The 26,671-nt window shown below is 67.3% G+C and carries 20 protein-coding genes; 16 read left to right on the top strand and 4 right to left on the bottom strand.

Annotation, left to right across the window (positions count from 1 at the left end):
* Positions 1 to 5 precede the first annotated feature (5 nt).
* The 11 genes from AC1RMY_RS11075 (at position 6) to AC1RMY_RS11125 (ending at position 13,988) form a co-directional block, all read left to right on the top strand.
* On the top strand, positions 6 to 1,400 hold the full coding sequence (locus tag AC1RMY_RS11075) for an amidohydrolase family protein (RefSeq protein ID WP_492864322.1): 1,395 nt from the start codon (positions 6 to 8) through the stop codon (positions 1,398 to 1,400).
* A 110-nt stretch (positions 1,401 to 1,510) separates the two neighbouring features.
* Positions 1,511 to 2,404: a LysR family transcriptional regulator gene (locus tag AC1RMY_RS11080; RefSeq protein ID WP_492864324.1), complete on the top strand. Its 894-nt coding sequence runs from the start codon at positions 1,511 to 1,513 to the stop codon at positions 2,402 to 2,404.
* 139 nt (positions 2,405 to 2,543) lie between these two features.
* Entirely contained in the window at positions 2,544 to 4,121 is a 1,578-nt protein-coding gene (locus AC1RMY_RS11085; RefSeq protein WP_492864326.1) for an ABC transporter substrate-binding protein, read from the top strand.
* Between the two features lie 49 nt (positions 4,122 to 4,170).
* Positions 4,171 to 5,130 (top strand): agmatinase, encoded by a 960-nt coding sequence (locus AC1RMY_RS11090; RefSeq protein WP_492864328.1) that lies wholly within the window; start codon positions 4,171 to 4,173, stop codon positions 5,128 to 5,130.
* A complete protein-coding gene (locus tag AC1RMY_RS11095; RefSeq protein WP_492864329.1) occupies positions 5,127 to 6,461 on the top strand; it encodes a Zn-dependent hydrolase in 1,335 nt (444 codons plus the stop codon). Before AC1RMY_RS11090 ends, AC1RMY_RS11095 begins: the two co-directional genes overlap by 4 nt.
* 241 nt (positions 6,462 to 6,702) lie before the next feature.
* Complete coding sequence (locus AC1RMY_RS11100) at positions 6,703 to 7,938, top strand: RidA family protein (protein ID WP_492864331.1); 1,236 nt, start codon at positions 6,703 to 6,705, stop codon at positions 7,936 to 7,938.
* Complete coding sequence (locus tag AC1RMY_RS11105) at positions 7,935 to 8,606, top strand: DUF1028 domain-containing protein (RefSeq protein ID WP_492864332.1); 672 nt, start codon at positions 7,935 to 7,937, stop codon at positions 8,604 to 8,606. The genes AC1RMY_RS11100 and AC1RMY_RS11105 overlap by 4 nt, the downstream gene beginning before the upstream one ends.
* A gap of 26 nt (positions 8,607 to 8,632) precedes the next feature.
* On the top strand, positions 8,633 to 10,135 hold the full coding sequence (locus AC1RMY_RS11110) for an ABC transporter substrate-binding protein (RefSeq protein WP_492864333.1): 1,503 nt from the start codon (positions 8,633 to 8,635) through the stop codon (positions 10,133 to 10,135).
* 147 nt (positions 10,136 to 10,282) lie between these two features.
* Complete coding sequence (locus AC1RMY_RS11115; protein WP_492864335.1) at positions 10,283 to 11,239, top strand: ABC transporter permease; 957 nt, start codon at positions 10,283 to 10,285, stop codon at positions 11,237 to 11,239.
* Positions 11,229 to 12,107: an ABC transporter permease gene (locus AC1RMY_RS11120; RefSeq protein WP_492864337.1), complete on the top strand. Its 879-nt coding sequence runs from the start codon at positions 11,229 to 11,231 to the stop codon at positions 12,105 to 12,107. Before AC1RMY_RS11115 ends, AC1RMY_RS11120 begins: the two co-directional genes overlap by 11 nt.
* A gap of 3 nt (positions 12,108 to 12,110) precedes the next feature.
* Positions 12,111 to 13,988, top strand: coding sequence for a dipeptide ABC transporter ATP-binding protein (locus AC1RMY_RS11125; protein WP_492864339.1), 1,878 nt, complete (start codon positions 12,111 to 12,113; stop codon positions 13,986 to 13,988).
* Between the two features lie 243 nt (positions 13,989 to 14,231).
* Here AC1RMY_RS11125 and AC1RMY_RS11130 read toward each other — a convergent pair whose 3' ends face one another.
* A complete protein-coding gene (locus AC1RMY_RS11130; protein ID WP_492864341.1) occupies positions 14,232 to 15,008 on the bottom strand; it encodes an SDR family oxidoreductase in 777 nt (258 codons plus the stop codon).
* A gap of 26 nt (positions 15,009 to 15,034) precedes the next feature.
* Positions 15,035 to 15,781, bottom strand: a complete 747-nt coding sequence (locus AC1RMY_RS11135) for a GntR family transcriptional regulator (RefSeq protein WP_492864342.1) — start codon at positions 15,779 to 15,781, stop codon at positions 15,035 to 15,037.
* A gap of 107 nt (positions 15,782 to 15,888) precedes the next feature.
* On the opposite strand from AC1RMY_RS11135, the gene AC1RMY_RS11140 reads away from it, so the two are divergent.
* The 5 genes from AC1RMY_RS11140 (at position 15,889) to kce (ending at position 22,859) form a co-directional block, all read left to right on the top strand.
* Positions 15,889 to 17,151: an ABC transporter substrate-binding protein gene (locus AC1RMY_RS11140; protein ID WP_492864344.1), complete on the top strand. Its 1,263-nt coding sequence runs from the start codon at positions 15,889 to 15,891 to the stop codon at positions 17,149 to 17,151.
* A 207-nt stretch (positions 17,152 to 17,358) separates the two neighbouring features.
* Positions 17,359 to 18,234, top strand: a complete 876-nt coding sequence (locus AC1RMY_RS11145; RefSeq protein ID WP_492864346.1) for a branched-chain amino acid ABC transporter permease — start codon at positions 17,359 to 17,361, stop codon at positions 18,232 to 18,234.
* A gap of 7 nt (positions 18,235 to 18,241) precedes the next feature.
* Positions 18,242 to 20,770, top strand: a complete 2,529-nt coding sequence (locus tag AC1RMY_RS11150) for a branched-chain amino acid ABC transporter ATP-binding protein/permease (protein WP_492864348.1) — start codon at positions 18,242 to 18,244, stop codon at positions 20,768 to 20,770.
* Between the two features lie 170 nt (positions 20,771 to 20,940).
* On the top strand, positions 20,941 to 21,879 hold the full coding sequence (locus tag AC1RMY_RS11155; RefSeq protein ID WP_492864350.1) for a 3-hydroxyacyl-CoA dehydrogenase: 939 nt from the start codon (positions 20,941 to 20,943) through the stop codon (positions 21,877 to 21,879).
* Positions 21,880 to 21,926: 47 nt separating this feature from the next.
* A complete protein-coding gene (gene kce / locus AC1RMY_RS11160) occupies positions 21,927 to 22,859 on the top strand; it encodes a 3,5-dioxohexanoate:acetyl-CoA acetone transferase (protein WP_492864352.1) in 933 nt (310 codons plus the stop codon).
* Positions 22,860 to 22,875: 16 nt separating this feature from the next.
* On the opposite strand, the gene AC1RMY_RS11165 is transcribed toward kce, so the two are convergent.
* Together AC1RMY_RS11165 and AC1RMY_RS11170 are read right to left on the bottom strand one after the other, a co-directional pair.
* Positions 22,876 to 24,486 (bottom strand): GMC family oxidoreductase, encoded by a 1,611-nt coding sequence (locus AC1RMY_RS11165; RefSeq protein ID WP_492864354.1) that lies wholly within the window; start codon positions 24,484 to 24,486, stop codon positions 22,876 to 22,878.
* Entirely contained in the window at positions 24,483 to 26,660 is a 2,178-nt protein-coding gene (locus tag AC1RMY_RS11170) for an alpha-ketoacid dehydrogenase subunit alpha/beta (protein WP_492864356.1), read from the bottom strand. Before AC1RMY_RS11170 ends, AC1RMY_RS11165 begins: the two co-directional genes overlap by 4 nt.
* Positions 26,661 to 26,671 lie beyond the last annotated feature (11 nt).

The following is a 26,671-nucleotide window of genomic DNA, read 5'->3' on the forward strand; positions in this document are numbered from 1 at the left end:
GCCTCATGAACCTGCTGATCACCGGCGCCACCATCGTCACCTGCGATGACGAGCGCAGCATCCTCGAAGGCGAGGCCATCGCCATCACCGGCAACCGGATCGCCGCCATCGGCGACGCCGCGACGCTGGAGCGGGATCATCCCGGCCATGAGCGCATCGACGGGCGCGGACTCGCAGTCCTGCCCGGCTTCATCAACGCGCATACCCATACCGTGCTAACGGCGCTGCGCGGCACGGTCGAGGACTGGGACGGCGAGATCATCTATCGCTACATGTCGCCGATCTCTTACACGATGAGCGACCATGAGCGGGCGGTGATGGCCGCGCTCGGCTGCCTGGAGGGAATCCGCAGCGGCACCACGACGCTGGTCGATCCCTTCCGCCACGTTCCGTCCTATGCCGGCGCCATGGCCGATACCGGCGTGCGGCTCTGGCTGTCGGAGAGCTGCGCCGACATCGACACGCGCAAGATCCGCTTCGGCGAATACGGCATCGACGAAGCTTTCGGCGGCCTCTTCCTCGATCGGACGCAGGAGCTGATCGAGACCTGGCACGGCGCGCGCAACGGCCGGGTCAACTGCCAGGTCGCAGCGCATGCGCCGGACAACTGCTCGCCGGCGATGCTGGGCAAGATCATGGAGCTTGCCCGCAAGCACGATCTGACCCGTACCTGCCATCTCGCGCAGAGCACGGGCGAGATCGCCGCGGTGAAGGCCGCGCACGGGCTGACCCCTGCCGGCTATCTCGACCGCGAGGGTTTCCTTGGGCCGGACCTCACCTGCGCACACTGGACCTTCTGCACGCGCGACGACATCGCGCTCCTGGCCGAGCGCGGCGTCAACATGGCGCATAATCCGGCCCCCTCCTCGCGCAAGGGGCCGCATCGCGTCCTCATCGGCCCGATCCGTGATGCCGGCGTCAACATCGCGCTCGGCACCGACAACATGACCGAGGACATGTTCCAGGCGATGAAGATCGGCATGATCGTGCATCGCGCCGGCTTCGGCCGCGAGCAGGAAGGCGGGCTCGATCCGCAGCCGCAGACCGTGCTCGACATGGCGACGCGCAACGGTGCGCGGACGCTCGGCGCCCTCGGTGAGATCGGCTCGATCGAAGTCGGCAAGAAGGCCGACATCACCCTGCTCGACCTGAACCAGCCGGCGATGCGCCCAATCATCCGGCTGACCTCCAACATCGTAAACTACGCCCATCCGGGCCTCGTCCATTCCGTCATCGTCGACGGCGAATTCGTGATGCGCGACCGTAAGGTGCTGACCATCGACGAGCCGGCACTGCTCGCCGAGGCGCAGGCAGTGACCGAGCGGGTCTGGCGCCGAATGGTCGAGGCCAATGCCGACATCGCGCCGCCAAAGGGCGAGATCCCGTTCCTCGACGCCTGAGCGACGACGCAGCGCGGCAGCGCATGGCGACTGCGCTTGCAGGACGCCTCCGATTGGCACATGATTTGCTCGCGAAATAGGGTCGAGCCAACCCTATTCAGAGCAAGAATATGAACCTGCGCCAGATCGAGCTGCTGAGAGCGGTGGTCCGCTGCGAGACGACGGTGCGTGCGGCCCACGAGCTGGGCCTGTCGCAGCCCGCCGTCAGCAACGCGATCAAGCATCTGGAGAGCCAGATCGGCTTCCCCCTGTTCGAGCGGGTCAACAACCGGCTGTTCCCGACAGCGGAGGCGCGCGAGTTGTGCCTCGACTCCGATCCGATCTTCAACATGCACGCCGCCTTCGAGGCGAAAGTGCAGGATCTCAAGGAGAACCGCACCGGGCATGTCCGCATCATCGCGACACCGCCGCTCGGCTACAGCGTGATCCCGATCGCGCTGCGGAATTTCCTCGCCAAGCGCCCGAACACGCGGGTCTCCTTCGATATCCGCCGCTTCGAGAACGTCATCGAAAGCGTCGACAACGGCTTGGCCGAACTCGGCTTCGTGCTCGGCCTGAACGACTATCGAGGGCTGGAGGGCGAATCCTTCTTTTCCGAACGCATGGTCTGCGTGATGCGGCCGGATCATCCACTGGCAGCCAGGGAAACGATCACGCCCGACGATCTGCGATCGGCCTCCTTCATCGCACTGGAGCGCGGCACCAAGATGGGCACGATCGTGCGGCAGGCCTTCGCCGAGGTCGGCGTGCCGTTCCGCTCGGCGGTGGAGGTGCGCTACTGCAACACCGCTTGCATCCTCGCCGAGACCGGCGTCGGGGTGGCGGTGGTCGATCCGCTATCGCCGCTCTCGGGCAAGAATCTCGCAGTCAGGCAGTTCGAGCCGGCCTCGCCGGTCTCGGCATCCGTTGTGCGTTCGCGCAAGCGGCCGCTCTCGCGCGCGGCCGAGGCCTTCCTTCGCGAGGTACGGGTGGTGGCCGGCGAGACGGTGCCGCGCCTGTCCTGACGGCGCGAGTATTCGCGCGGCGAATGCCACCCCCGAATTCTTCATAAGCGGGTCCATTGCCTTGCGCCCCGAGCCCGGACCAGTGTCTCGGCCATCGAAAACTGACGACGCGGCCGGTTTGCGCCGCCGGGGCCCGTCCATGCTGAATCGCCGCCATCTGCTCGCCGGAACCGCTGCCACGCTGATGTCGCGTCCCGCGCTGGTGCGCGCCGCTCCAGCTTCGACGCTGCGGTTCGTGCCGGTGATCGACCTCGCCTTCCCCGACCCGATCTACGCTACCGCCCAGGTCTCGCGCACCCATGGCTTCATGGTGTTCGACACGCTCTACGGCATGAACACCAAGCTCGAGATCTCGCCGCAGATGGTCGAGGGCCATACGATCGAGAACGACGGCAAGCTCTGGAACCTGACGCTGCGCAACGGCCTGCTCTGGCATGACGGTGAGAAGGTCACGGCACGCGACTGCGTCGCCAGCATCCGGCGCTGGGCCAAGCGCGATGCCGCCGGCGACGCTCTGATGCAGGCGACCGACGAGCTCTCCGCGCCCGACGACAGGACGATTCGCTTCCGCCTGAAGGCGCCCTTCCCTTACCTGCCCTATGCGCTCGGCAAGGTCTCGGCGCCGGTCTGCTTCATGATGCCGGAGCGGCTCGCCAATACCGACCCGTTCAAGGTGATCCCCGAGGTGATCGGCTCGGGGCCGTTCCGCTTCAAGGCGGATGAGCGCGTACCGGGCGCCCGCAACGTCTATGAGCGCTTCGACCGCTACAAGCCGCGTGAGAGCGGCGTCACCGACTGGACCTCCGGCCCCAAGGTCGTGAATTTCGACCGCGTCGAATGGACGACGATGCCCGACGCCGCGACCGGCACCTCGGCCGTGCAGGCGGGCGAGCAGGACTGGCAGGAGGCGATGCCGCACGACCTGCTGCCGCTCGTCGCCCGCAACAAGTCGGTCAAGACGGCGGTGCTCGATCCGCTCGGCTTCACTTGCCAGATGCGCGTGAACCACCTGCTGCCGCCCTTCAACAATCCGGCGATCCGCCGCGCCATGCTCGGCGCGATCGACCAGGAAGCCTTCATGATCGCGGTGGCCGGCGACGATCCGGCCTATCGCCACAGCCCGCTCGGCTATTTCACGCCCGGCACCCCGATGGGCAGCGAGGTCGGCCTCGATGTCTTCCGCGGCCCGCGCGACTACGACAAAGTCAAGCGCGAGCTGAAGGCCGCGGGCTATGCCGGCGAGAAGGTCGTCCTGCTCGTGCCGGCGGATTCGCTCGCTCAGAAGCCGCTCGGCGACATCGCAGCCGATGTGATGAAGCAGGCCGGCATGAACGTCGAATACACCGCGCTGGATTTCGGCTCCGTGCTGAAGCGCCGGACCAACAGGGGCACGGCCGACCAGGGCGGCTGGAACGCCTTCGTCGGCAACTGGCAGGGCATCGACTGGCTCAACCCGCTGGTGCATTCGACGCTGCGCGGGGACGGCGCTTTCCCCGGCTGGGTGCAGAGCCCGAAGATCGAGGCGCTGCGGACGCAATGGCTGGCGACAGGCGACCTCGCCGCCCAGCAGCGCATATGCGCCGAAATCCAGGCGACCGCCTTCGAGGAGGTGCCCTACTACCCGATCGGCCAGTACAAGCAGCCGACGCTGTTCCGCAGCGACCTCTCGGGCATGATGAGCGGCACGCCCGTGTTCTGGAACCTGAAGCGCGGCTGAAGCCGCACCAGCGCAAACGACAACAAGAGAATAGCGAGGAACGCTCCTCATGATGCTGACGACCGCTCCGAAGACCGGCCACGCAACCTTCCTCTATTCGGAACTTGCGACCGATCTCGACACTTTGCAGGCCGACATCGCCTTTCTCGGCATTCCCTATGGCGATGCCTACAGCTTCACCGAGATCGTCAACGACCAGACCAACATGCCGGCAGCGATGCGCCGCGCCACGGACCGGATCGTGCGCTCGATCGAGCGCTATGATTTCGACCTCGGCGGGCCGCTCTACGACAACCGGCCGATCCGGACGGTGGATTGCGGCGACATCATCGGTGATTTCCGCGATCTATCGGGCCACTACGTCAAGGCGGAAGCCGCGATCCGCAAGATCAAGGCGGCCGGCGCGATGCCGATCGTGCTCGGCGGCGACCATGGGGTGCCGATCCCCGTGCTGCGTGCGCTCGATGGCGACGGGCCGATCACGCTGATCCAGGTCGACCAGCATCTCGACTGGCGCCAGGATGTGAACGGCGTGACGACCGGCTATTCGAGCCCGATCCGCCGTGCTTCCGAGATGGCCCATATCGGGGAGATCTTCCAGATCGGGCTGCATGCGACCGGCAGCGCCCGGACCGAGGAGGTGGAGGCGGCGCTGGCCTATGGCGCGCATCTGGTGCCGTCCTACGAGGTGCATGAGCGCGGCATGCAGGCGGTGCTCGATCGCATCCCGAACGGCGGGCGCTACTATCTGACGATCGATCTCGACGGCATCGATCCCGCGATCGCGCCCGGCGTCGCCGGCCCCTGCCCCGGCGGCCTGACCTTCCCGCAGGTCCGCACGCTGATCCACGGGCTCGTCGGCAAGGGCCGCGTCGTCGGCATGGACGTGGTCGAGATCACGCCGCGCAGCGACGTCAACCAGATCACCTGCATCACAGCCGGACGCTTCATCGTCAACATGATCGGCGCCGCAGTGCGGGCCGGCTATTTCGACAGGCGCGCGTCATGAGCGCGCCCGCCCTTCAGGCACGGGACGCCGGCCCGATCACTCCGGAAGCGATCCGTGCCGCCGTCGCAGCCCAGCGCGGCATGGTCGAACGGCTCTTCGCGACGCTCGCCGCCGGCAGCCAGGGCCATCCCGGCATCATGCGCGACACTTATGGCGCGGGCGAAAATTTCGGCCATGAGGTGATGGTTCGGGAGGCCAAAGCCGCGGGGCTCTCCGTCAGCACGGACGCCGCCGCCAACACCTATGCGACCTGGCGCGGCAGGGACGCGAAGGCACCCGCGATCCTGATGGGCTCGCATCTCGACAGCGTGCCCCATGGCGGCAATTTCGACGGGGCGGCCGGCGTCATCGCAGGGCTCGCGACGATCGCGGCCCTGCGCGAACTCGGCCTGCGGCCGGAACGGGACGTCACGGTCATGGGCGTACGGGCCGAGGAGAGCGTCTGGTTCCAGGTCTCCTATATCGGCAGCCGCTCCGCGCTCGGTACGCTCCCCGAGGGCGCGCTGGAGGCGAAGCGCATCGATACCGGGCGCAGCCTCGCCGACCACATGCGCGATTGCGGCGGCGCCCCCGACGCGATCCGCCGGGGCGAGCGCTCGCTCGATCCCAAACAGATCAGGGCCTTCCTGGAGGTTCATATCGAGCAGGCGCCGAGCCTGTTCGAGGCCGGCTACCCGATCGCGATCTGCACCGGCATTCCCGGCAATTTCCGCTATCCGAACGCCCGCATCATCGGGCGGCACGATCACGTCGGCACGCCGCGCCGCTTCCGCCGCGACGCCGCGATGGCGGGCATGGAACTCGCCCATGCGCTCGACGAGATCTGGGCCGCGCACGAGGCCGAAGGGACGCAGATCGCCGTGACCTTCGGCCGCTTCCACACCAATGCCGAGATGCACGGCATGACCACCGTGCCGGGCGATTTCCATTTCAGCCTCGACGTGCGCGCCTATGACGAAGCGGTGCTGGCCGGGATCGAAGCGCAGATGCACGAGGCGATCCGCCGGATCGAGGCGGAGCGACGGGTGACTTTCGAGCTCGGTCAGCGCGCCTCGGCGGCGGTCGGTCCGGTCGATACCGGAATCCGCAGCTCGCTGACCAAAGGAGCCGAGAGCCTTGGGATTGCCTCGATGCCGCTCGGCAGCCCGGCCTCGCATGATTCAGCCGCCTTCGCGGCGGCGGGCGTGCCCGTCGCGATGATCTTCGTGCGCAACGAACATGGCAGCCACAACCCGAAGGAGGCGATGGAGATCGACGACTTCATGGATTCGGCGACCGTGTTGGCACTTTGGGTCGCGGAAAACGCCGGCCGCGAGGCTCTAGCCGGCTGAATTCGGCCGACATGCCTTTCATCGCGAGACAGCGGCTCGCAGGCCTATAAGTCGACTGAATAATGGCGGCCGGATTTTAATTCGATCACCGGCCGGTTTCTGGCCTAGCCTTTCGATCGTGTCGTCGATGCCCCTGATCGCGCCCGGCCTTTGCGGTCGCGACAGGTGCCGTTCTTGCATCGCGGATACGGCCTGAAGCGCCTCCTCGCCCGACGTCCGAGGCGCGACCTGCGGAGACCCAATGAAACGCCTTGCCATCGCCTCTTCCGCCCTCCCAGGCATCGCCGACAAGCCGATCGCGGGCGCCGTGCGCGCCGGAGAGCGCGTCTTCCTCAGCGGCGCGAGCGCGTTGAAATCCGATGGCAGCATCGCCGGGATCGGCGACGCCGCCGCCCAGACCCATGCCGCGCTCGACCAGCTCGAAGCCGCGCTGAAGGCCGCCGGCGGTTCGCTCGCCAGCCTGACCAAGCTGACCACCTGCATCGTCGACCGCGGCTATCGCGCCGAGGTCTATGCGGTCATCGCGCAGCGGCTGCCAGAGGTTCGCGCCGTCAGCACCGGGCTCGTCGTGGCGGGGCTCGCTCTGCCTGAACTGATCGTCCAGATCGATGCCGAGGCCGCGATCCCCGGAAGCCCACCCCGCCATACCCGCCCCTACACCTTCGAAAGCTGGCATGGGCAAGGCTTTCCCTGGCAGGGCGCCATGGTGCTCGCCACCGACGACGAGTTCTTCCTGCGCGGGCAGACCGGCGCGGGGCTCGACCATAGCGGCATCAAGGCCAAGGGGCGCGGGGTGGCGGACGCTGCGGCGCAAGCCGATCTCGGCATGGCCAATCTGAAGACATTGCTCGAGGAAGCCGGCGCCTCAGTCGAGGATATCTGCAAGATCACGGTCTACATCTGCGACCGCGCCTATCGCCCGGCAGTCTATCCGATGATCGGCAAGCATCTCGCCGGGGTCCGCCCGGTCTCGACCGGCATCGTCACCACCGGCTTCGCGCGTCCCGACATCCTGTTCGAGATCGATGTGACGGTCGTGCGCAAGCAGGATGGCAAGTCGCATCAGCGCCTGCGCACCTATCACTCCAACGCCGCCCGCTACGGCACGGAACAGCAGCCGCTCGACTGCGAGTTCAGCATGATCGTGGTCTCGGGTGACCGGGTCACGCTGCGCGGCCAGACCGGCATGGGCCTCGACGAGGTGCTCTACGGCGCCGGCGACGCCAAAGCGCAAGCCGAGAAGGCGATGGAGAACGTGGCGACCCTCCTGTCGGAAGCCGGAGCGACGCTGGCCGACGTCGTTAAGGCGACGGTCTACGTCACCGACCGCGCCTTTCTCAGCGAAGTCAACGCCGTCGTCAGGGAGCGCCTCGGCGACAACGCCTGCGCCTACACAAGCGTCATTGTGAAGGGCCTCGCCAGCCCCGAGCTACTGATGGAAGTTGACATCGTCGCGATCCAAAAGGGCAACCGATGACGTTCTCGCTCGCCGGACGCTGCGCCCGCACCGGGATGCTGGGCGCGGTCGTGACGACCTCCTCCATCGCGGTCGGCTCGCGCTGCCAGCATGCGGCCGCCGGCGTCGGCGCCGCGCTGACACAGCACATGACCGATCCGCGGCTCGGCCCATTGATGCTCGACCTGCTCAAGCGTGGCTACTCGGCGCAGCAGGCGATCGAAGCCGCGGCCGGAGCGACGCCGCGCGAGGACTGGCGCCAGCTCGCCGTGATCGACAAGGCCGGACGCACCGCGAGCTTCAGCGGCGCCAACGTGCAGCCCGAACGGGCGGAGGCGCATGGACGCGACTGCGTGGCGCTCGGCAACATCGTGCGCTGCAAGGAGGTTCCGGCAGAGATGGTGCGGGCCTTCGAGGCCGATCCGGCAGCCCCGCTCGCCGCGCGCCTGATCGCGGCGCTGAAGGCCGGCGACGATGCCGGCGGCGAGTTCAAGCCGCTGGTCTCGACGGCGCTCGTCGTCGCTCACGAGCACGCCTTTCCCTATGTCGACCTGCGCGTCGACGGCGATCCCGACCCGATCGCCACGCTCGACCGCCTCTGGCGCGAATACGAGCCGGTGGCCGACCTCTATGTCACACGGGCGGTAGACCCGGACACGGCCATCGCGAACCGGCCGAAACAAAGCTGATCAACCAAAAACGAGGGGATAAATCCATGCGACGACTTCTATCGACACTGGCCGTCACCATCGGCCTCTCCACCGCGCTCACCGCCCTGCCCGCGGCGGCGCAGGGGACCGTTCGCGTCGCGCTCGGCACCACGCTGAGCCAACTCGATCCGGCCAAGACGACGATCGGCGACGAATACGTCTACGTCCATTTGCTGTTCAACGGGCTGTCGCGCATCGACCCGGACATGACCGTGAAACCCGACCTCGCCGAGAGCTGGGCGGCCTCGGAAGACCTCAAGACCTGGACCTTCAAGCTGCGCGAGGGTGTCAAGTTCCACCATGGCCGCGTGATGGACGCCGAGGACGTCGTCGCCACCATGAAGCGCATCCTCGATCCGGCGACGGGGTCGCGCGCGCGCACCAGCCTCTCGATGGTCGAGGGTGTCTCGGCGACCGGTCCGATGACGGTCGAGTTCAAGCTCAGCATCCCCTATGCCGGATTCGCCGACATTTTCGCCGACCGCCAGCTCCGTATCGTTCCCAAGGACAAGCTGACGGAGCTCTCGACGCAGCCGATCGGCACCGGCCCCTTCGTTTTCAAGTCCTGGTCGCCCGGCGACCGGCTCGAACTCAGCAAGAACCCCGACTATTTCGAGAAGGGCCTGCCCAAGCTCGACGGCGTGACGCTGCGCATCGTGCCGGAATCGGCGGCGCGCATGGCGGCGCTGGAATCGGGCGCGATCGATATCGTCTGGAGCATGCCCTATGAGGCGGTCGACAAGCTCAAGACCAGCGCGACGGCACGCGCCGACAGCGTCTCGACCCCGACCTGGGACGGCGTCATCCTGAACAATGACCGCCCGCCCTTCAACGATGTGCGTGTGCGCAAGGCGCTGGCGCTCACCATCGACAAATCGGCCATCGTCGAGCTCGCGCTATTCGGCCAGGGCGACCCGACCTTCAGCCCGATCCCACCCAGCCACCCCTATTTCAACAAGGCCCTGAAGGCCGGCGCCCCCGACATCGCCCAGGCCAAGAAGCTTCTCGCGGAAGCCGGCTTCCCGAACGGCTTCGATGTTCCGATGCAGGTTCCGCAGGAGCGCGAGCAGCGCGTGCGCGTCGGGGTCGCGGTGCGCGACATGGCCAAGGCCGCCGGCATCCGCATCAATGTCGAGCGCGTGCCCTTCGCTTCCTATTCGGCGAATGTCGCGGGCAAGGCGCAGATGTATGTCGACGGCTATTTTGCCCGGCCGACGATCGATACGGCGATCTATCCCTTCTATCATTCGTCCGGAAGCTGGAACAAGCAGCTCTGGATCTACAAGGACGCCCGCGTCGACCAGCTTCTCGACGATGCCCGCAAGACCAATGACGAGGCCGCACGCAAGAAGATCTTCGAGAAGTTCCAGGAGATCGCCGAGGAGACCGTGCCCGGCATCATCGCCTACTCGGCCGCGCATGTGAACGGCGTGAGCAAGAAGGTCGAGGGCTTCAAGTCGACCCCGATGCAGTGGCTCGAGTTGAAGAACGTCTCGATCAAACCCTGATCGTCTCCGGACAGACCTCGTCATCCGGACAAGCGGCAAAGCCGCGCAGCTCCGGGACCCATCGTAGGGCGCGTCGCCCTTCGATGGATCCCGGGGGCAAGCCCGGGATGACGCGATGGTTCCAGCGCATCATTCGAAAGGTGACCGATGGCCGCCTACATCACCCGGCGCCTCGTCTTCGTGGTGCTCGTCCTCGTGGCGGTGTCGATGCTCGTCTTCGGCGTCACCACGCTCCTGCCCGCCAATGTCGCCTATCTGATCCTCGGCGCCTTCGCGACGCCGGAGCAGGTGCGCGCGCTCGAACTCAAGCTCGGCCTGACCGACCCGGTCTGGCAGCAATATCTGCGCTGGGCGGGCGGTTTCCTGACCGGCAATCTCGGCGAATCCACGCTGATGAACCGGCCGGTCGGGCCGATGCTGTTGGAGGCGATCCAGCGCTCTCTGATGCTGACCGGCCTGTCCTTCGTGCTGATCGCGATCATCGGCGTGGGCCTGGGCATCGTGGCGGCGCTGCGCCATGGCCGCCCGCTGGACCATGGCGTCTCGGTCGCGACCTATCTCGGCATCGCCGTGCCCGAGTTCTTCTGGGCGATCGTCGTCATCATCGTCTTCGCCGCCTGGCTCGGCTGGCTCCCGGCCTCCGGCTACGAGCCGCTCTCGGCCGGTTTCTGGGAATGGGCCAAGCACCTGATCGCGCCAACGATCACGCTGGTCTTCGGCCATCTCGCCCATGTCTCGCGGCTGACGCGCTCCAGCATGATCGAGGTGATGCAGAGCCCCTACATCACCGCCGCCCGCGCCAAGGGCCTGCCCGAGCGCGTCATCGTCCTGCACCACGCGCTGCGCAATGCTCTGCTGCCGACGATCACTGTCCTGGCGCTCGATTTCGGCCGGCTGATGGGCGGCATCGTCGTGGTCGAGACGGTCTTCGCCTATCCGGGCCTCGGGCGGCTCGTCGTCTTCTCGATCCAGAACCGCGATCTGCCGACGCTGCAGGCGGCCATCCTCGTCGTCGCCGCGATCTATGCGCTCGCGAACCTCTTCGCGGACCTTCTCTATGCCCGTCTCAACCCCAAGATCAGGTTCGGCCGCAATGTCGCCTGAGCCCGCCACCGCAACCGTCTCCGCCCCGGCGAAGCCGCCGCGCAAGCCGATGCCGCTCCAACTCAAGCTGGGGCTCGCGATCACGGGCTCGATCCTGCTCCTCGGCCTGCTCGCGCCCTGGATCGCGCCGCATCCCTGGGACACGATCTCGATGCGCACGCGCTTCCTGGCCCCGAACGCGACCTATTGGTTCGGCACCGACGAATATGGCCGCGACGTGCTGAGCCGCCTGCTGATGGGCGCGCGGCTCTCGATCGGCATGGGCGTCGCGGCCACGCTGGTCAGCCTCGCCATCGGCGTGCCGATGGGGCTGGCTGCCGGCTATTTCCGCGGCTGGATCGACGAGGCGCTGATGCGCACGGCCGACGTGCTGATGGCGATCCCGCCGATCATGCTCGGCCTGCTGGTGCTGGCGGTGACGCCACCCGCGCTCTGGAAGACCGCCGTCGCGGTCGGCTTCGTCTATATCCCGCCGATCGCGCGGCTGGCGCGCAGCGTCACGCTGACGCTGGCCAATGAGGAGTTCATCCAGGCGGCGAAGGCGCGCGCCGAGAGCACCTCCTACATCCTCTTCCGGGAGATCCTGCCCAATGCCTGGCCGCCGCTGATCGTGGAGGCGAGCCTGCGCGTGACCTACGCCATCCTGCTCGGCTCGGCCCTCTCCTTCCTCGGGCTCGGCGCCCAGCCGCCGAGCTCCGACTGGGGGCTGATGATCTCCGAGGCGCGCTCCTTCCTCGACCGGGCGCCCTGGATCGCGCTCGCGCCCGGCCTTGCCATGTGCCTGCTGGTGATCGGCATCAACCTCCTGGGCGACGGTGCCCGCGAGCGGCTCGACCCGCGCCTCAAGGCGCGGCTGGGAAAGGCCTGAGCCATGCTCGACATCCAAGACCTGACCGTCCGCTACCGAACCGCCGGCGGCGAGATCGAGGCCCTCTCCTCGGTGACGCTGCAGGCCCGCAAGGGCACGACGCTGGCGCTCGTCGGCGAATCCGGCTCCGGCAAGAGCACGATCGCGCTCGCCGCGATGGGCCTGCTACCGGCCGAGGCCAAGATCCCGTCCGGCCGTATCCTGTTCTACGGCGCCGATATCTTCACCATGGATGCGCAGGCGCGACGCCAATTGCGCGGCTCGCGCATCGGCCTCGTCTTCCAGGACCCGTTCTCGGTGCTGAACCCCAGCTTGCGGATCGGCGACCAGGTCGGCGAAGGCCTCGTCCATCATCGCGGCTACACGCCGGAAGCCGCCTTCGCCCGTGCGATCGAGCTGCTGGACGAGGTCGGCATCGTCAAGCCGGAGGCTGTCGCCAAGGCCTATCCGCATGAGCTCTCGGGCGGCATGCGCCAGCGCGCTCTGATCGCGGGCGCGCTCGCCTCCGAGCCGGAACTCCTGATCCTCGACGAGCCGACGACGGCGCTCGACGTCACGATCGAGGCGCAGATTCTCGATCTGCTCGAGGACCTGCGGGTCAGGCGCGGCCTGACGATGGTGTTCATCAGCCACAATCTCGGCGTGGTCAGGCGCATCGCCGACGAGGTCGCGGTGCTCTATGCCGGACAGATCGTCGAGCAGGGCGCGACCGAGGACGTGCTGCAGCGTCCGGTGCATCCCTATACGAAAGGTCTGCTCGCCGCGATCCCGCGCATCGGCCAGAAGACCGGCCGGCTCGCCGCCATTCCGGGCCGCCTGCCCGATCTGCGCAATCCGCCGAGCGGCTGCCGCTTCGCATCGCGCTGCCCCTTCGCGACTGATGACAGCGACAAGCCGCAAAGCCTGCTTGTCATGGGCGAACGCAAGGTGCGCTGCGCCTCGGCCGGGGTGCTGCGCGACACACCATGGCCGGCGCAACAGGAAATTGCCTCCGCCTTCGCCCCGGCGGTCTCTGGCTCACCGGAGCCCGTCGTCGCCGTCGAGAAGCTGTCGAAGAGCTTCGTCCTCGGCCGAGGCCCGCTGCGCTGGGAGGGCTGGCGGCCCGTGCGCGACGCCATCAACATCAAGCCTGTGGACGACATCTCGCTGACGATCGCGCCGGGCGAGGTCGTCGGGCTCGTCGGCGAATCCGGCTCGGGCAAGACGACGCTCGGCCGCACCATCCTGCGCCTCGTCGAGGCGGACTCGGGCCTGATCCGGATCGGTGGCGAGACCGTCTCGGACAAGCCGCAGCGCGCGCTAGAGACGATGCGGCGGACCGCGCAGATCGTCTTCCAGAACCCGGATTCCTCCCTCAACCCGCGCAAGACCATCCGCGAATTGCTCGGACGGCCGATCGCACGCTTCGGCCTGGCGCCCAAGGCGGACATCCCAAAGCGCGTCGATGAACTGCTCGACCTTGTCCGCCTGCCGGCACATTACGCCGATCGCTACTCCCACCAGATGAGCGGCGGGGAAAAGCAGCGCGTCGGCATCGCGCGGGCGCTGGCGACGCAGCCGAAATTCATCGTCTGCGACGAGCCCGTCTCGGCGCTCGACGTCTCCGTGCAGGCGGCGATCGTCAATCTGCTGGCCGATCTGCGCGACCGGCTCGGCGTCGCCTATCTGTTCATTTCGCACGACATCTCGGTCGTCGCCCATCTCGCCGACCGGGTCGCGGTGATGCACCACGGCAAGATGGTCGAGATCGGCCCGGCGGACCGGATCATGCAGGCGCCCGCCCATCCCTATACGATCAAGCTGCTCTCGGCCGTGCCGCGGGTCGATGGCCCACCGATCGCGCGAAGAGAGGCTGTCCTGGCTGACAGCATCATTGCCTGACGGGTTCCGGACGCCCTTCTTCAAGAGTCGCTTGGCGCGGAACGCTGAGAGAGTCGCTGAGCCGGCCACCAAGGGTTCGGCTCGGAAACACGACGTCATCCCGGACAAGCCGCGCAGCGGCACAGCTCCGGGATCCATCGGAGGGCTCCAGAGCTCTACGATGGATCCCGGAGTTCCGCTTCGCTCCATCCGGGATGACGGCGTGGTTTCGAGGACGTTCGGCAGCGATCGGACTCGGTCTCCTCACGCCAGCATGCGCGTGTCGCCGCAGACCGAAATCTCCTGACCCGAGATCGTCTTGGCGAAGGGCGAGGCGAGGAAGACGATCTGCCTGGCGATATCGGCGGGATCGACGAACTGCTTGATCGAGACACCTGCGAAGAGCCGCTGCGTCATCTCCTCATGCGAGACGTTGAAGCTGCGCGCCTTGTTGGCGATGACGCTCTGGATGCGCGGCCCTTCGACCAGCCCAGGGCAGATCGCGTTCGCGCGGATGCCGAACTCGCCAAGCTCTGCCGAAAGCGCCTTGGTGAAGCCGATCACGCCCCATTTCGCGGCGGCATAGGGCGAACGCAGCGGAAAGCCATGCTTGCCGGCCTGGCTGGAGAGATTGACGATCGAAGCGTTCCTCGACTGTTTGAGATGCTGGACGGCGAGCCTGGTGCAGTTGAACTGTCCGGTCAGGTCGATGGCGACGCAGGAGTCCCAGTCCGCGGGATCGATCTCGTCCACGCGGCCGGTCGGGCCGGCGATGCCGGCATTGTTGACCAAGCAATCGAGGCCGCCCAGAGCGGCGATCGTCTCCTCGAACAGTCGCGCTACCGCGGCGCGGTCCGAGACGTCGCAGACCGACTGCGTCATGCCGGGGTCGCTCTGCGCCATGTCCGCCAGGGCGGCGCGATCGACGTCGCAGATATGGACCTTCGCCCCCTCCGCGGCGAAGGCGCGGGCCGTGGCGCGGCCGATGCCATTGGCGCCAGCCGTCACCAGCACGCGCAAGCCCTTGATCTGCAAATCCATCGTTGCGTCTCCCGTCCAGTTTGATCTCAGGCGCTGAGCTGGCCCGTATCCTCGATATGCGCGGCGGCGGCCGATATGTCGTCCTCGAGTGCGGCGCGCGCGGCGGCGGCATCCTGCCGCCGCAAGGCTTCCAGCAACCGGCCATGCGCCTGCATGGCGCTGCCACCCTTGAGGCGGCGCGGCTCGTCGCGCATGTCGATGTTGAGGATCGGCCCCGCCTTGAGCCAGAGCCGCTCGATCATCTCGATCAGGCCGGGCATGCCAGCGGCCTCGTAAAGCGCAAAATGCAGGTCGCGATTGGCGGCGACGGCGCCGGCGCTGTCCGGCGGATCGGCGCTTGCGGCCTTGCGGAAGGCGGCGTCATATCTGGCGATCCGCACGATATCCTCCGCCGTCGCCTTGCGCGCCGCCTCCTCGGCGGCAAAGCCCTCGACCACGAGGCGCAGACGCGTCAGTTCGCGGAACTGCGCCAGCGAGAGCACGGGAACGCGCACTGCCCTGCCCGGCAACACCTCGAGCGCACGGTCGGCAGCCAGCCGGCTGACCGCTTCCCGCACCGGCATCATCGAGACGCCCAGCGCTTCGGCCACGCGGCGCAGCGACAGCTTCTCGCCGGGTGCAAGCCTCCCTGCGACCAGCAGGGCCCGCAACTCGCCGGTCACGCGCTCGCCCAAGGTTTCGCGCTGCAGAGCACCGATCTCGTCGAGCGCCGAACCGTCATGGTCCGACAGCGTCTCGGTGGGCATGGACAGGGGCTGGACAGGGACGATCATGTCTGCCAACCTAACTGTGATCACAGATCACGACAAGCGGCATCAGACCGCTCGCCAAAATCAGCCGACGCCGAAAAGGCGCGGCACTCGTTCTGGGAGGAACGCCAATGTCAGACCTGTTGAAGACGTCCCGACTCTCGCGCCGGCAGGCGCTGGCCGGGCTCGGGGCCGGCGCGGCGACCGGGCTGATAGCGAGCCCGTCGCTGATCCTGGCGCAGACGCCGGACGCGATCCGCTTCGGCCATCTGACCCCGCGCACGGGCTTTCTCGGCCCGCTCGGCGAATATGGCGTGATGGCGGTCGATCTCGCCGTCGAGGAGATCAATGCGGCGGGCGGCGTCAACGGGCGCAAGCTCGAAGCTCTGAAGGAAGATTCGGTCAATCCGCAGACCGCCTCGACCAAGGCCGAGCGCATGATCGAGCGCGACAAGGTGGCCTGCATCATCGGCGAGATCTCGTCGGCCTCGGCGCTGACGATCGCGCAGGTCGCCGCGCGCACCAAGACCCTCTTCGTCAACACCGGCGGCAATTCGGATGCGCTGCGGGGCGAGAGCTGCAACCGCTACATGTTCCATGTCGAGAGCCAGAACTCGATGTATGTAAAGACCTGCGGCCGCTCGCTGCTGGCGCAGGGGCTGGTCAAGGGCAAGAAGTGGTTCTCGCTGACCGCCGACTACGCCTTCGGCCATGACCTGCTAAAAGTCGCCAAGCGCTTCATGGAGGCCAATGGCGGCCAGTTCGCCGCCGACAAGCTCGTGCCCACCGACGCCACGGATTTCTCGGCGCTGCTGCTGGAAATCCGCGCCGCCAAGCCGGACCTCGTGATCTCGAACCTCGCCGGCAATCAGATCACCAATTTCCTCAAGCAGTATTCGGAATTCGGCCTGACCTTCCCGGTCGCCGGCTTCGGCTTCGACACGGCTCTGGCCTGGGCCGCCGGCAAGGACAATTTCGGCGGGGTCTGGCCGGTGGTCTGGCACCATCTGATCGACACGCCCGCCAGCAAGGCCTTCGTCGCCGCCTTCACCAAGAAATACGGAAAGCCGCCGGAAAATCAGGCCTGGGGCGACTACATGGCGGTCAAGATCATGGCGCAGTCGATGAACGAGCTGAAGAGCAGCGACACCGCCAGGATCATGGAGCATTGGGAAAAAGGCGCGAAGTTCGACCTGTTGAAGACACGCCCCGGCTATTTCCGCGCCTCCGACCACCAGCTCATGCACGAGATGTACACCGTCACCGCCCTGCCGCCGGCGCAGGTGAAGAACCAGTGGGACCTCTTCACCTCCTCGGCCCCAGTGCCGGGCCCGGAGGAAAGTCTCGAGGTCATCGCGACCAGCGGCGACGAAGCCGTCTGCAAGATGAGCTGAGCTAATCCGGAACGGGCACCGCAAGGACCCCTCTCCCGGATGGGAGAGGGGCAGGGGTGAGGGACTGCCGCTGCAATCGAAGATGCAACCGTGCCGCAGCGACCTTTTCGGTGAGGGCAGGCCCTCATCCCTGCCCTTCTCCCACACGGGAGAAGGGTTCCCCGCGCCCTAAAGGCAGCTGAAAGCAACCCGGACAAAGGCCAATCCTTGCTCACCCTCTTCATCCAGCAGGTGCTGAACGGGCTGCTCGACGGGGTCTATTACCTCCTGATCGCGCTCGGCCTGTCGCTGATCTTCTCGCTGGGCGGCATCGTCAACCTGGCGCATGGCGCCTTCTATGCGATCGGCGCCTATCTCACGATCGTGCTTAGCCCCCATATCGGCTTCGGCGGCGCGATGGTCGCCTCGCCCGTACTGGTCGCGCTGATCGGCATCGTCGTCGAGCGCGGGTTGTTCCAGCGCTTCTATCGATCCGACCCGATACTTTCGCTGCTCCTGACCTTCGGCCTCGCCATGGTCGCCGAACAGAGCCTGCGCATGATCTTCGGCGCGCCGCCGCTCTCCTTCTCGATCCCGCCGAGCCTGCGCGGCCAGATCTTCATCGGCGACTTCATCTATTCGCGCTACCGGACGATGCTGCTGCTGATCGCGGCGGCCTGCGTGCTCGGGCTCTGGTTCCTGCTGCAACGCACAGCCTTCGGCCGCGTCGTGCGCGCCGGCGTGCAGAACCCCGACATGGTCGGTGCGCTCGGCATCTCGCTGCAGCCCTACATGGTCGCGGTCGCCGGCATCGGCATCGGGCTTGCCGGGCTAGCAGGCGTGCTGCTCGCGCCGATCTATTCGATCCATCCGGCCATGGGGCAGGAGATCATCACGCCGGCCTTCGTGGTCGTGGTCATCGGCGGGCTCGGCTCCTTCTGGGGCGTCGTCGTGGCCGCCCTGATGGTCGGCCTGGTCAAGGGCATCACCATCGGGCTCGGCTACACGCAATGGTCGACCGCGGTGATCTACCTGATGATGCTCCTCGTCCTGCTGTTCCGGCCGCGCGGCCTGTTCGGCGAACGCATCCAGCGCTTCGAGTGAGGCCGCGATGACGCAAAGCCAACGCGACCTCGCGCCTCTCCTCATCGCCGCCGCCGGGCTCGTCGCCCTGCCCTTCCTGATGCACGGGATCGGGCTCGGCACGACCTCCGCCACCGAGGTCGTCGTCTTTGCCATCGCTTGCATGGCGCTGAACATCCTCGTCGGCACAACGGGTCTGGTCTCCTTCGGCCACGGCGCCTGGTTCGGGCTCGCCGCCTATGCGGCCGGCCTGCTGCAGCGCAACCTGATGCCCGGCCAGTTCGCTCTGCCGATCCTGCTCGGCGTCGCCTTCGTTGGACTGATCGCGTTTGCCTTCGGCGCGTTGATCCTGCGCCGCCGCGGCGTCTACTTCTCGCTGCTGACGCTCGCGCTCGCCGCGATGACCTATTCCGTCGCCTTCCGCTGGACGGCGGTGACCGGCGGCGAGGACGGCCTTGGCGGCATCAAGCGGCCACTCTTCCTCGGCATCGATTTCGAGCAGGCCTCGCGCTTCTACGTCCTCGTCGCCGTGATCGGCATGGCGGTGGTCTACGGGCTCTGGCGCTTCCACCGCTCGCCGGTCGGCACCGTTCTGGTCGCGATCCGCGAGAACGAGCAGCGCGCGCGATTCCTCGGCTATGCGACGGACCGCTACAAGCTGATCGCCTTCACCTTGTCGGCAGCGTTGACGGGGCTCGCCGGCACGCTTCTGCTGTTCAACAACCGCATGACCTCGGCCGAGCCGATCTCGGTCGCCTTTTCCGGCGAATTGCTGGCGATGGTCGTGATCGGCGGCATGCGCTCCTTCCTCGGGCCGGCGCTCGGCGCGCTGTTCTTCGTGATCTTCCGCGACTACCTCTCCAGCGTGACGCCGAACTGGCTGTTCTGGTTCGGGCTGCTCTTCGTCGGCTTCATCGTGTTCTCGCCGGACGGGCTCGTCGGCGTCGGCGAAAGGCTGCTGCGCCCCTTCCGCAAGAAGGTTGTCGGCGATGCCGCCATGTCCGAGCGCAAGGCCGGCGCGGTGACCCTGCCCGATTTCATGAAGCCGGCCGACGCCGGCGACGGGACGATCCTGACCGCGACCGGGCTCGCCAAGAGCTTCGGCGGCATCAAGGCGGTCGAGAATGTCGATCTCACGATGGCCGATCGCCGCCTGCATGCGCTGATCGGCCCCAACGGTGCCGGCAAGACCACAGCCTTCAACCTGATCTCCGGCATGTTCGCGCCCGACCGCGGCGAGGTGCGCCTGCGCGAGCGCCAGATCGGCGGGTTGTCGCCGGAGGCGATCACCCAGGCCGGCATCGGCCGCGCTTTCCAGATCACCAACCTGTTTCCGACACTCTCGGTCGAGGAGAATGTCCGCCTCGCGGTGCAGGCGCGCGCGCCGGAACGCTTCGGCTTCTGGCGCCCGGCCGGCGCGCTCGACGAGGTCAATGCACAGACCACCACCGTGATCGACACGATGGGGCTGCGCGGCATCGAGACGGCGGAGGCCGGCTCGCTGAGCTATGGCGGCCAGCGCCTGCTCGACATGAGCCTCGCGCTCGCCACCAAGCCGCGCGTCCTGCTGCTGGATGAGCCGCTGGCCGGGCTCGCGGCGGCCGAGCGCGAGCGAGTCGGCAATCTTATCAAGTCGATTTCGACCGACCTGCCGGTCCTGCTGGTCGAGCACGATATCGACCGCGTCTTCGCCATCGCAGACCATGTCACGGTGATGAACGAGGGCTCGGTTCTCATCGACGGCACGGTCGAGGATGCACGCTCGTCGCCGCGCGTGCAGGAGGTTTATATCGGCTCCGGCGCCCATGCGCTGGCCGAGAAGCCGCGCCAGAGTGCGGCGCGCCATGGCGTGCTGCTCGGGCTCGACAAGGTCGACACCTTCTACGGCAAGAGCCATATCCTCCGGCAGGTCTCCTTCGACGTCCACGAGAACGAGATCGTCGCCCTGCTCGGACGCAACGGAGCCGGCAAGTCGACGCTGCTCAAGACGATCACCGGCATCGCGCCGCCGGCCTCGGGCAGCAGCATCACGCTCGCCGGCAGCGATATTGCCGGGCAGCCGCCGGCTCAGATCGCGCGTGCCGGCATCGCCTATGTGCCGCAGGGCCGCGGACTCTTCGCCGGGATGAGCGTGAAGGACAACATGGAGCTCGGCCGGCTCAAGCGCCTGACCGGCAACGGCACGCGCTGGCAGGACGAGAAGATCTTTTCCTTCTTCCCGCGCATCAAGCAGCGCTGGCATTCCCCGGCCGACTACCTCTCCGGCGGCGAACAGCAGATGGTGGCGGTGGCGCGCGCGCTGTCCGGCGACACCCGGGTGCTGCTGCTCGACGAGCCTTTCGAAGGATTGGCGCCGGCTGTCGTCGAAGAGTTGTTCGAGGCCTTCGACAAACTGCGGCAGGAGATCGCGATCGTGATCGTCGACCACCATCTCGACCTCGCACTGGCGCTCTCGGACCGGACGGTCGTGCTGGAGCGCGGCAGCGTCGTCCATACCGGCCCCTCGCGCGCGCTGAGCCAGGACCTCACGCTCAGGCGGCAGGTGCTGTGGCTGTGAGCCAAGCTGTTATTTTCCTCAGCGCTCATCCTGAGGAGCCGCGCAGCGGCGTCTCGAAGGATGGTTCAGGAGGTTCCGGAAGCATCTGGAGCATCCTTCGAGACGCGATCCTACGGATCGCTCCTCAGGATGAGGGCTGAGGACATGACTTGCCCGAAGGACCGCATCACATGACCAAGATCGCCATCGTCGGCTCGGGCCTGATCGGCCGGGCCTGGGCCACCGTCTTCGCCAGCCATGGCTTCGAGGTTGCGCTGCATGACGTCGCGCCCGGCGCGGCCGACGCCGCGCGCGCGCATATCGCCACCAATCTCGAGGAGCTCGCCGGTCACGGCCTCGTCTCCGATCCCAAGGGCTCGCTTGCCCGTATCCGGGTTGCCTCGAACCTCGCGGATGTCCTGATGGGCGCCGATCTCGTCCAGGAAAACGGGCCGGAGACCGTCGAGGCCAAGCAGAAGCTCTTCGCCGAGATGGATGCGCTCGCACCCTCCTCCACCATCCTGGCGTCCTCGACCTCCTTCATCATGGCGTCGGTCTTCAGCGAAGCGCTGGCGGGCCGGGCGCGCTGCCTCGTCGCGCATCCGGTCAACCCGCCGCATCTGGTGCCGATCGTCGAGCTCGCGCCCGCGCCCTGGACCGATCCGGCGATCGTCGAGCGGGCCAAGGCAATCTACGAGCAGGCCGGGCAGGTCCCGGTCACCCTGCGCAAGGAGAAGCCCGGCTTTGTGCTGAACCGGCTGCAGGCCGTGCTGCTGGCGGAGGCCTTCCGGCTCGTGGGCGAAGGGGTCGCCAGTGCGGAGGACGTCGACAAGACGATCCGCGACGGGCTCGGGCTGCGCTGGTCCTTCATGGGGCCGTTCGAGACGATCGAGCTCAATGCGCCGGGCGGCATTCCCGATTACTGCGCCCGCTACGGCGCCTCGCTGACCCGGATGGTCGCGGACAGCGCAGGCTGCGATCCGTTCGGGCCTGAGACGGTCGCGACCGTGATGAGCGAGTGGCCGGGCACGCAATCGGCCGAGCGCGTCAAGCATCTGAGCGAGTGGCGCGACACCCGGCTCGCCGCGCTGCAGGCCCATAAGCGCGGCTCCGTCCGCAAGCCGGGCTAAAGCCCGTCATCCCCTTTTTGAGAGCAGGCCCGAAAGGACGAGACGCCATGGCGAAGAACCGCAAAGTCATCATCACCTGCGCGGTCACCGGCGCGATCCACACGCCGTCCATGTCGCCGCATCTGCCGGTGACGCCGGACGAGATCATCGATGCGGCCGTCGGCGCGGCGGAAGCGGGCGCGGCGCTCGTCCATGTCCATGCCCGCAATCCGAAGACCGGCCAGCCCGACCAGTCGCCGGAGGCGTTCGAGCCGTTCCTGAAGGTGATCAAGCAGCGCTCCAACTGCGTCATCAACATCACCACAGGCGGCGCCCCGACCATGGGCGTCGAGGAGCGGCTCGGCCCTTGCGCCCATTTCAAGCCGGAGGTCGCCTCGCTCAACATGGGCTCGATGAATTTCGGGCTCTACCCGATGCTGGCCCGTTTCAAGGACTTCAAGCACGACTGGGAGCGCCCCTATCTCGAAGGCTCGAAGGACCGGATCTTCAAGAACACCTTCCAGGACATCGAGAACATCCTGACCACCTGCGCCGAAAACAACACGCGCTTCGAGATCGAGTGTTACGACATCGGCCATCTCTACACGCTCGCTCATTTCGTCGATCGCGGGCTGGTGAAGCCGCCCTTCTTCGTGCAGTCGGTCTTCGGCATCCTCGGCGGCATCGGCCCGCATCCCGAGGACGTCATCCACATGAAGCGTACGGCCGACCGGCTGTTCGGCGACGCCTATCAATGGTCTGTGCTCGGCGCCGGCCGGCACCAGCTCCCGATCGCCGCGATGGCTGTCTCGATGGGCGGCAATCTGCGCGTCGGGCTGGAGGATTCGCTCTGGCTCGGGCCGGGACAGTTCGCCAAGTCGAACGCAGATCAGGTCAGGGCGGCGCGGATGATCATCGAGGGGCTGGGGCTGGAGGTCGCGACGCCCGACGACGCCCGCGAGGTCCTGCAGCTCAAGGGCGCCGACAAGGTGAACTTCTAGGGCGCGGTTCCTTTCGCTAAAGGCTGTCCTGCCGGATCAGGTCGGCCGCTTTCTCGGCGATCATCAGCACCGCCGCCTGCGTGTTGCCGGAGACGATCGTCGGCATCACGGAGGCGTCGGCGACGCGCAGCCCCTCGATGCCGTGGACCCGTAGGGCGGAATCGACCACCGCACCCGGCCCCTGCCCCATGCGGGTGGTTCCGCAGGCGTGGTAGATCGTCTGGCCGTTGTCGCGGGCGAAATCGAGCCAATCCTCATCGCTCTCGCAATCCGGTCCCGGCGCCATCTCATAGGCGCGATAAGCGTCCATCGCCGATTGGCCGACGATCTCGCGCGCGATCTTCATGCCGTCGACCATGCATTGCCGGTCGGTGAGCGTCGCGAGGAAATTGGGGCGGATCGCGGGGGGCGCGGCGGCGTCGGGCGCGCGGGCATGGATCGTGCCGCGCGATTCTGGCCGCAGCTGCGTCACGCCGATCGTCATGCCGGGTTCGTGGTCGAGCTTGCGCTCGGCGGCATTGGCGTAGCTCGCATGCATGAAGAAGTACTGGATGTCCGGCCCCTCAATGTCGCGCCGCGTCCGCACGAAGCCATGCGCCAGCCCGGTGCCCAGCGTCAGGATGCCCCTGCGCGTCAGGAAATACTGCGCGACCGCTGCCGCCAGCCGCCAGCCACGCGTCGTCTCGTTCAGCGTCACCGGCAGCTTCACCCGCCAGTTCATGCGGGTGCAGAAATGGTCGCTGTAATTGGCGCCGACGCCCGGCAGCTCATGGCGCAGAGGCAGGCCGGCCGCCGCGAGCACGGCCGGATCGCCGATGCCGGAGAGCTCGAGCAGATGCGGCGTTTGGATCGCACCCGCCGTGAGGACGACGCTATGGCGCGCCGCGGCCCTGCGCTCGGTGCCGTCGATACGATAGGTGACGCCGGTGGCGCGCTTGCCGTCGAGATCGACGCGCAGGACATGCGCACCGGTGAGCACATGCAGGTTCGGGCGGCTTCTAGCCGGAGCGAGATAGGCATCGGCCGCGCTGACGCGACGGCCATGGCGCTGGTTGACCTGATAGTAGCCGAAACCGTCCTGTGATGGGCCGTTATAGTCGCGGTTGCATGGATAGCCCGCCTGCCCGGCCGCCGCGATGAAGGCCTCGGCGATTTCCGGGCGTTCCTTGACCTCTGTCACCGGAAACGGTCCGTCGCGGCCGCGCGTCGCGTCGCCCTCGCCGTCATAGGCCTCGAGCTTGCGGAAATAGGGCAGGACGTCGGCGAAGCTCCACCCCGTGCAGCCAGCCTGAGCCCAGCCGTCGAAATCCTCGGCCTGGCCGCGGACATAGATCATGCCGTTGATCAACGTCGAGCCGCCGAGCCCCTTGCCGCGCGGGATCGCGATCTCGCGGTTGCGCGTGGCCTCCTCGGGCTCGCTCCAGAAGCGCCAGTTGAAATCCGGATTGACCAGGAGCTTGCTGAAGCCGGCCGGGATCGGGATCCAGAAGCCCTTGCCCTCGCCGCCGGCCTCCAGCAGCAGCACGCTGCGGCGGCCGTCCTCGCTCAGGCGGTTGGCCAGCACGCAGCCGGCCGTGCCGCCACCGACGATGACGTAATCATAGCTTTCGGCAGCAGGCGTGGTCATGCGGCGGCCCCGGCAAGCGGCGTGCCGCGCTCGGCCATCACCCTGGCGATGCCGGCCATCACCTCTTCGCGCCCGGCGAAGGCGGCGCGTTCGAGCACCTTCGAGATGGTCGGCGAGGCCTCGCGGCCATGGACGCGCTGGACCGGCTGGTCGAGCCAGTCGAACAGGCGGCGGTGCAACTCGTCCGCCAGCATCGCGCCATAGGAGGTGCCGCGTGCGCCCTGCTCGACGATCAGGGCGTTGTGGGTCTTGCGCACGCTCTCTCCGATCGTCTCCCAGTCGAGCGAGGCGCGGTCGAGCGTGCGCAAATCGACGATCTCGGCGTCGACGCCGAGCGCCTCGACCGCCTCGACGCTGCGATGGACCATGGCGGAATAGGTCAGGATCGTGAGGTCAGAGCCCTCGCGCACGATCCGCGCTTTGCCGAGCGGGATGGTGTAGTCTAGGTCGCCGGCGGGGATCATGCCGTTCATCTGATAGAGATCGACATGCTCGATCACCAGAACGGGATCGCTGCCCTTCAGCGCGGCGTTCATCAGGCCGATATAGTCCTGCGCAGTTGAGGGCGCGACGATGCGCCAGCCCGGCGAGGTCGCGAAGACGCCGGCGGGATCGAGCGAATGCTGCGAGCCGTAGCCGGTGCCCATCGCGATCTTGCTGCGCAACACGAGCGGCACGTCGGTGGTGCCGCCGAACATGTGGCGGGCCTTGCCTATCTGGTTGAAGACCTGATCGGCCGCGACCCACATGAAGTCGGGATACATGAACTCGACGATCGGCCGGTAGCGGCCATCCATGGCGAGCCCGCCGGCAAGCCCGGTGAAGGCGTTCTCGCTGATAGGCGTGCCGAGCACACGGTCGGGGAAGGCGGCGGCGAGGCCGCGGGTCGCGCCATTGGTGCCGCCCTTCAGGCGGTGGATGTCCTCGCCCATGATGACCAGCGAAGGGTCGGTTTCCATCCGCCGGTGCAGCACGTCGGCGATGGCATCGACGAATTTGCGCTCGATCCTCTCGCCAGCCGGCGGCCCTTCCGAAGACAGTGCCGGCAGGGCGCCGCGCAAGCCGACATCGACGAAGGCAGTGTCGGGCCAGAGCTCGGGGCGGATGCGGCGGCGGTTGCCTTCAGGCTCCAGCAGGCGGCCGGCGATGCCCTTCGTCAGTGCGACCGCCCGATCGCGCAGATCGGCCACGGCGTCCTCGTCGAGAAGGCCCAATGAGGTCATCTCGGTTGCGACGCGCGCGAGCGGGTCGCGGGCGCGCCACGACGCCTCCTCCTCCTTGCGGCGATAGCCGAAGGCGGAGCCGGGCAGCGGACCGTTCTGGTGGAAATAGCGATAGACCTCGAGCTCGATCAGGGCGGGTCCTTTGCCGGCGCGTGCCAGGGCGCTCGCCTCCTCCATGGCCAGATGCACCGCGAGCGGATCCATCCCGTCGACCCGCCAGGCGGGAATGCCGAAGCCAGATCCGCGTCCGGACAGGCGCGTCTCGCGCGTCGCCTCGTCGACATGGGTCGCGACCGCATAGAGATTGTTCTCGACGACGAAGATCAGCGGCAGCGCCCAGGCGGCGGCGAGGTTCATCGTCTCCAGCGTCGAACCGATATTGATCGCGCCGTCGCCAAAATAGGTCACGGCGAGATCGCCGGTGCCGGCGAGCTTATGGGCCATGGCGGCGCCCGCCGCCAGCGGCACGCCGCCCCCCACGATCGCATTGGTGCCGAGCGCCCCGGCCTCGATCCAGCGCAGATGCATCGAGCCGCCGCGGCCATGGCCGAAACCGGGTTCGAGGCCCAGGATCTCGGCCAGGCTGCGATGCAACATGCCCTCGACCGGCGCCGCGAAATCAGCGGTCGGATCGAGCGTCGGCGCGAGATAAGACAGCGCCTTGGCGAGGAACTGGTGGTGGCCGCGATGCGAGCCGTTGACCTGATCCGAGGCGCGCAGGCCGATCACCGAGCCGACGGCGCCGCCCTCCTGCCCGATCGAGGAATGGGCCGGGCCGTGCACGAGGCCTTCCCCGGCCAATTCGAGCACGCTCTCCTCGAACGCCCGGATCAGATGGAGCTGCGTCAGCATGCTGCCGAGCAGCGCCGGATCGGCAGCCTTCCAGTCGGCGGGGGTAGAGCGCAGCGCCGTCCAAGGCGCCTCGGCCTGGAGTTTTTCGCGCTTAGGCATCAGCATTCTCC

The organism is Allobosea sp. GW822-FHT03F07 (assembly GCF_058801345.1).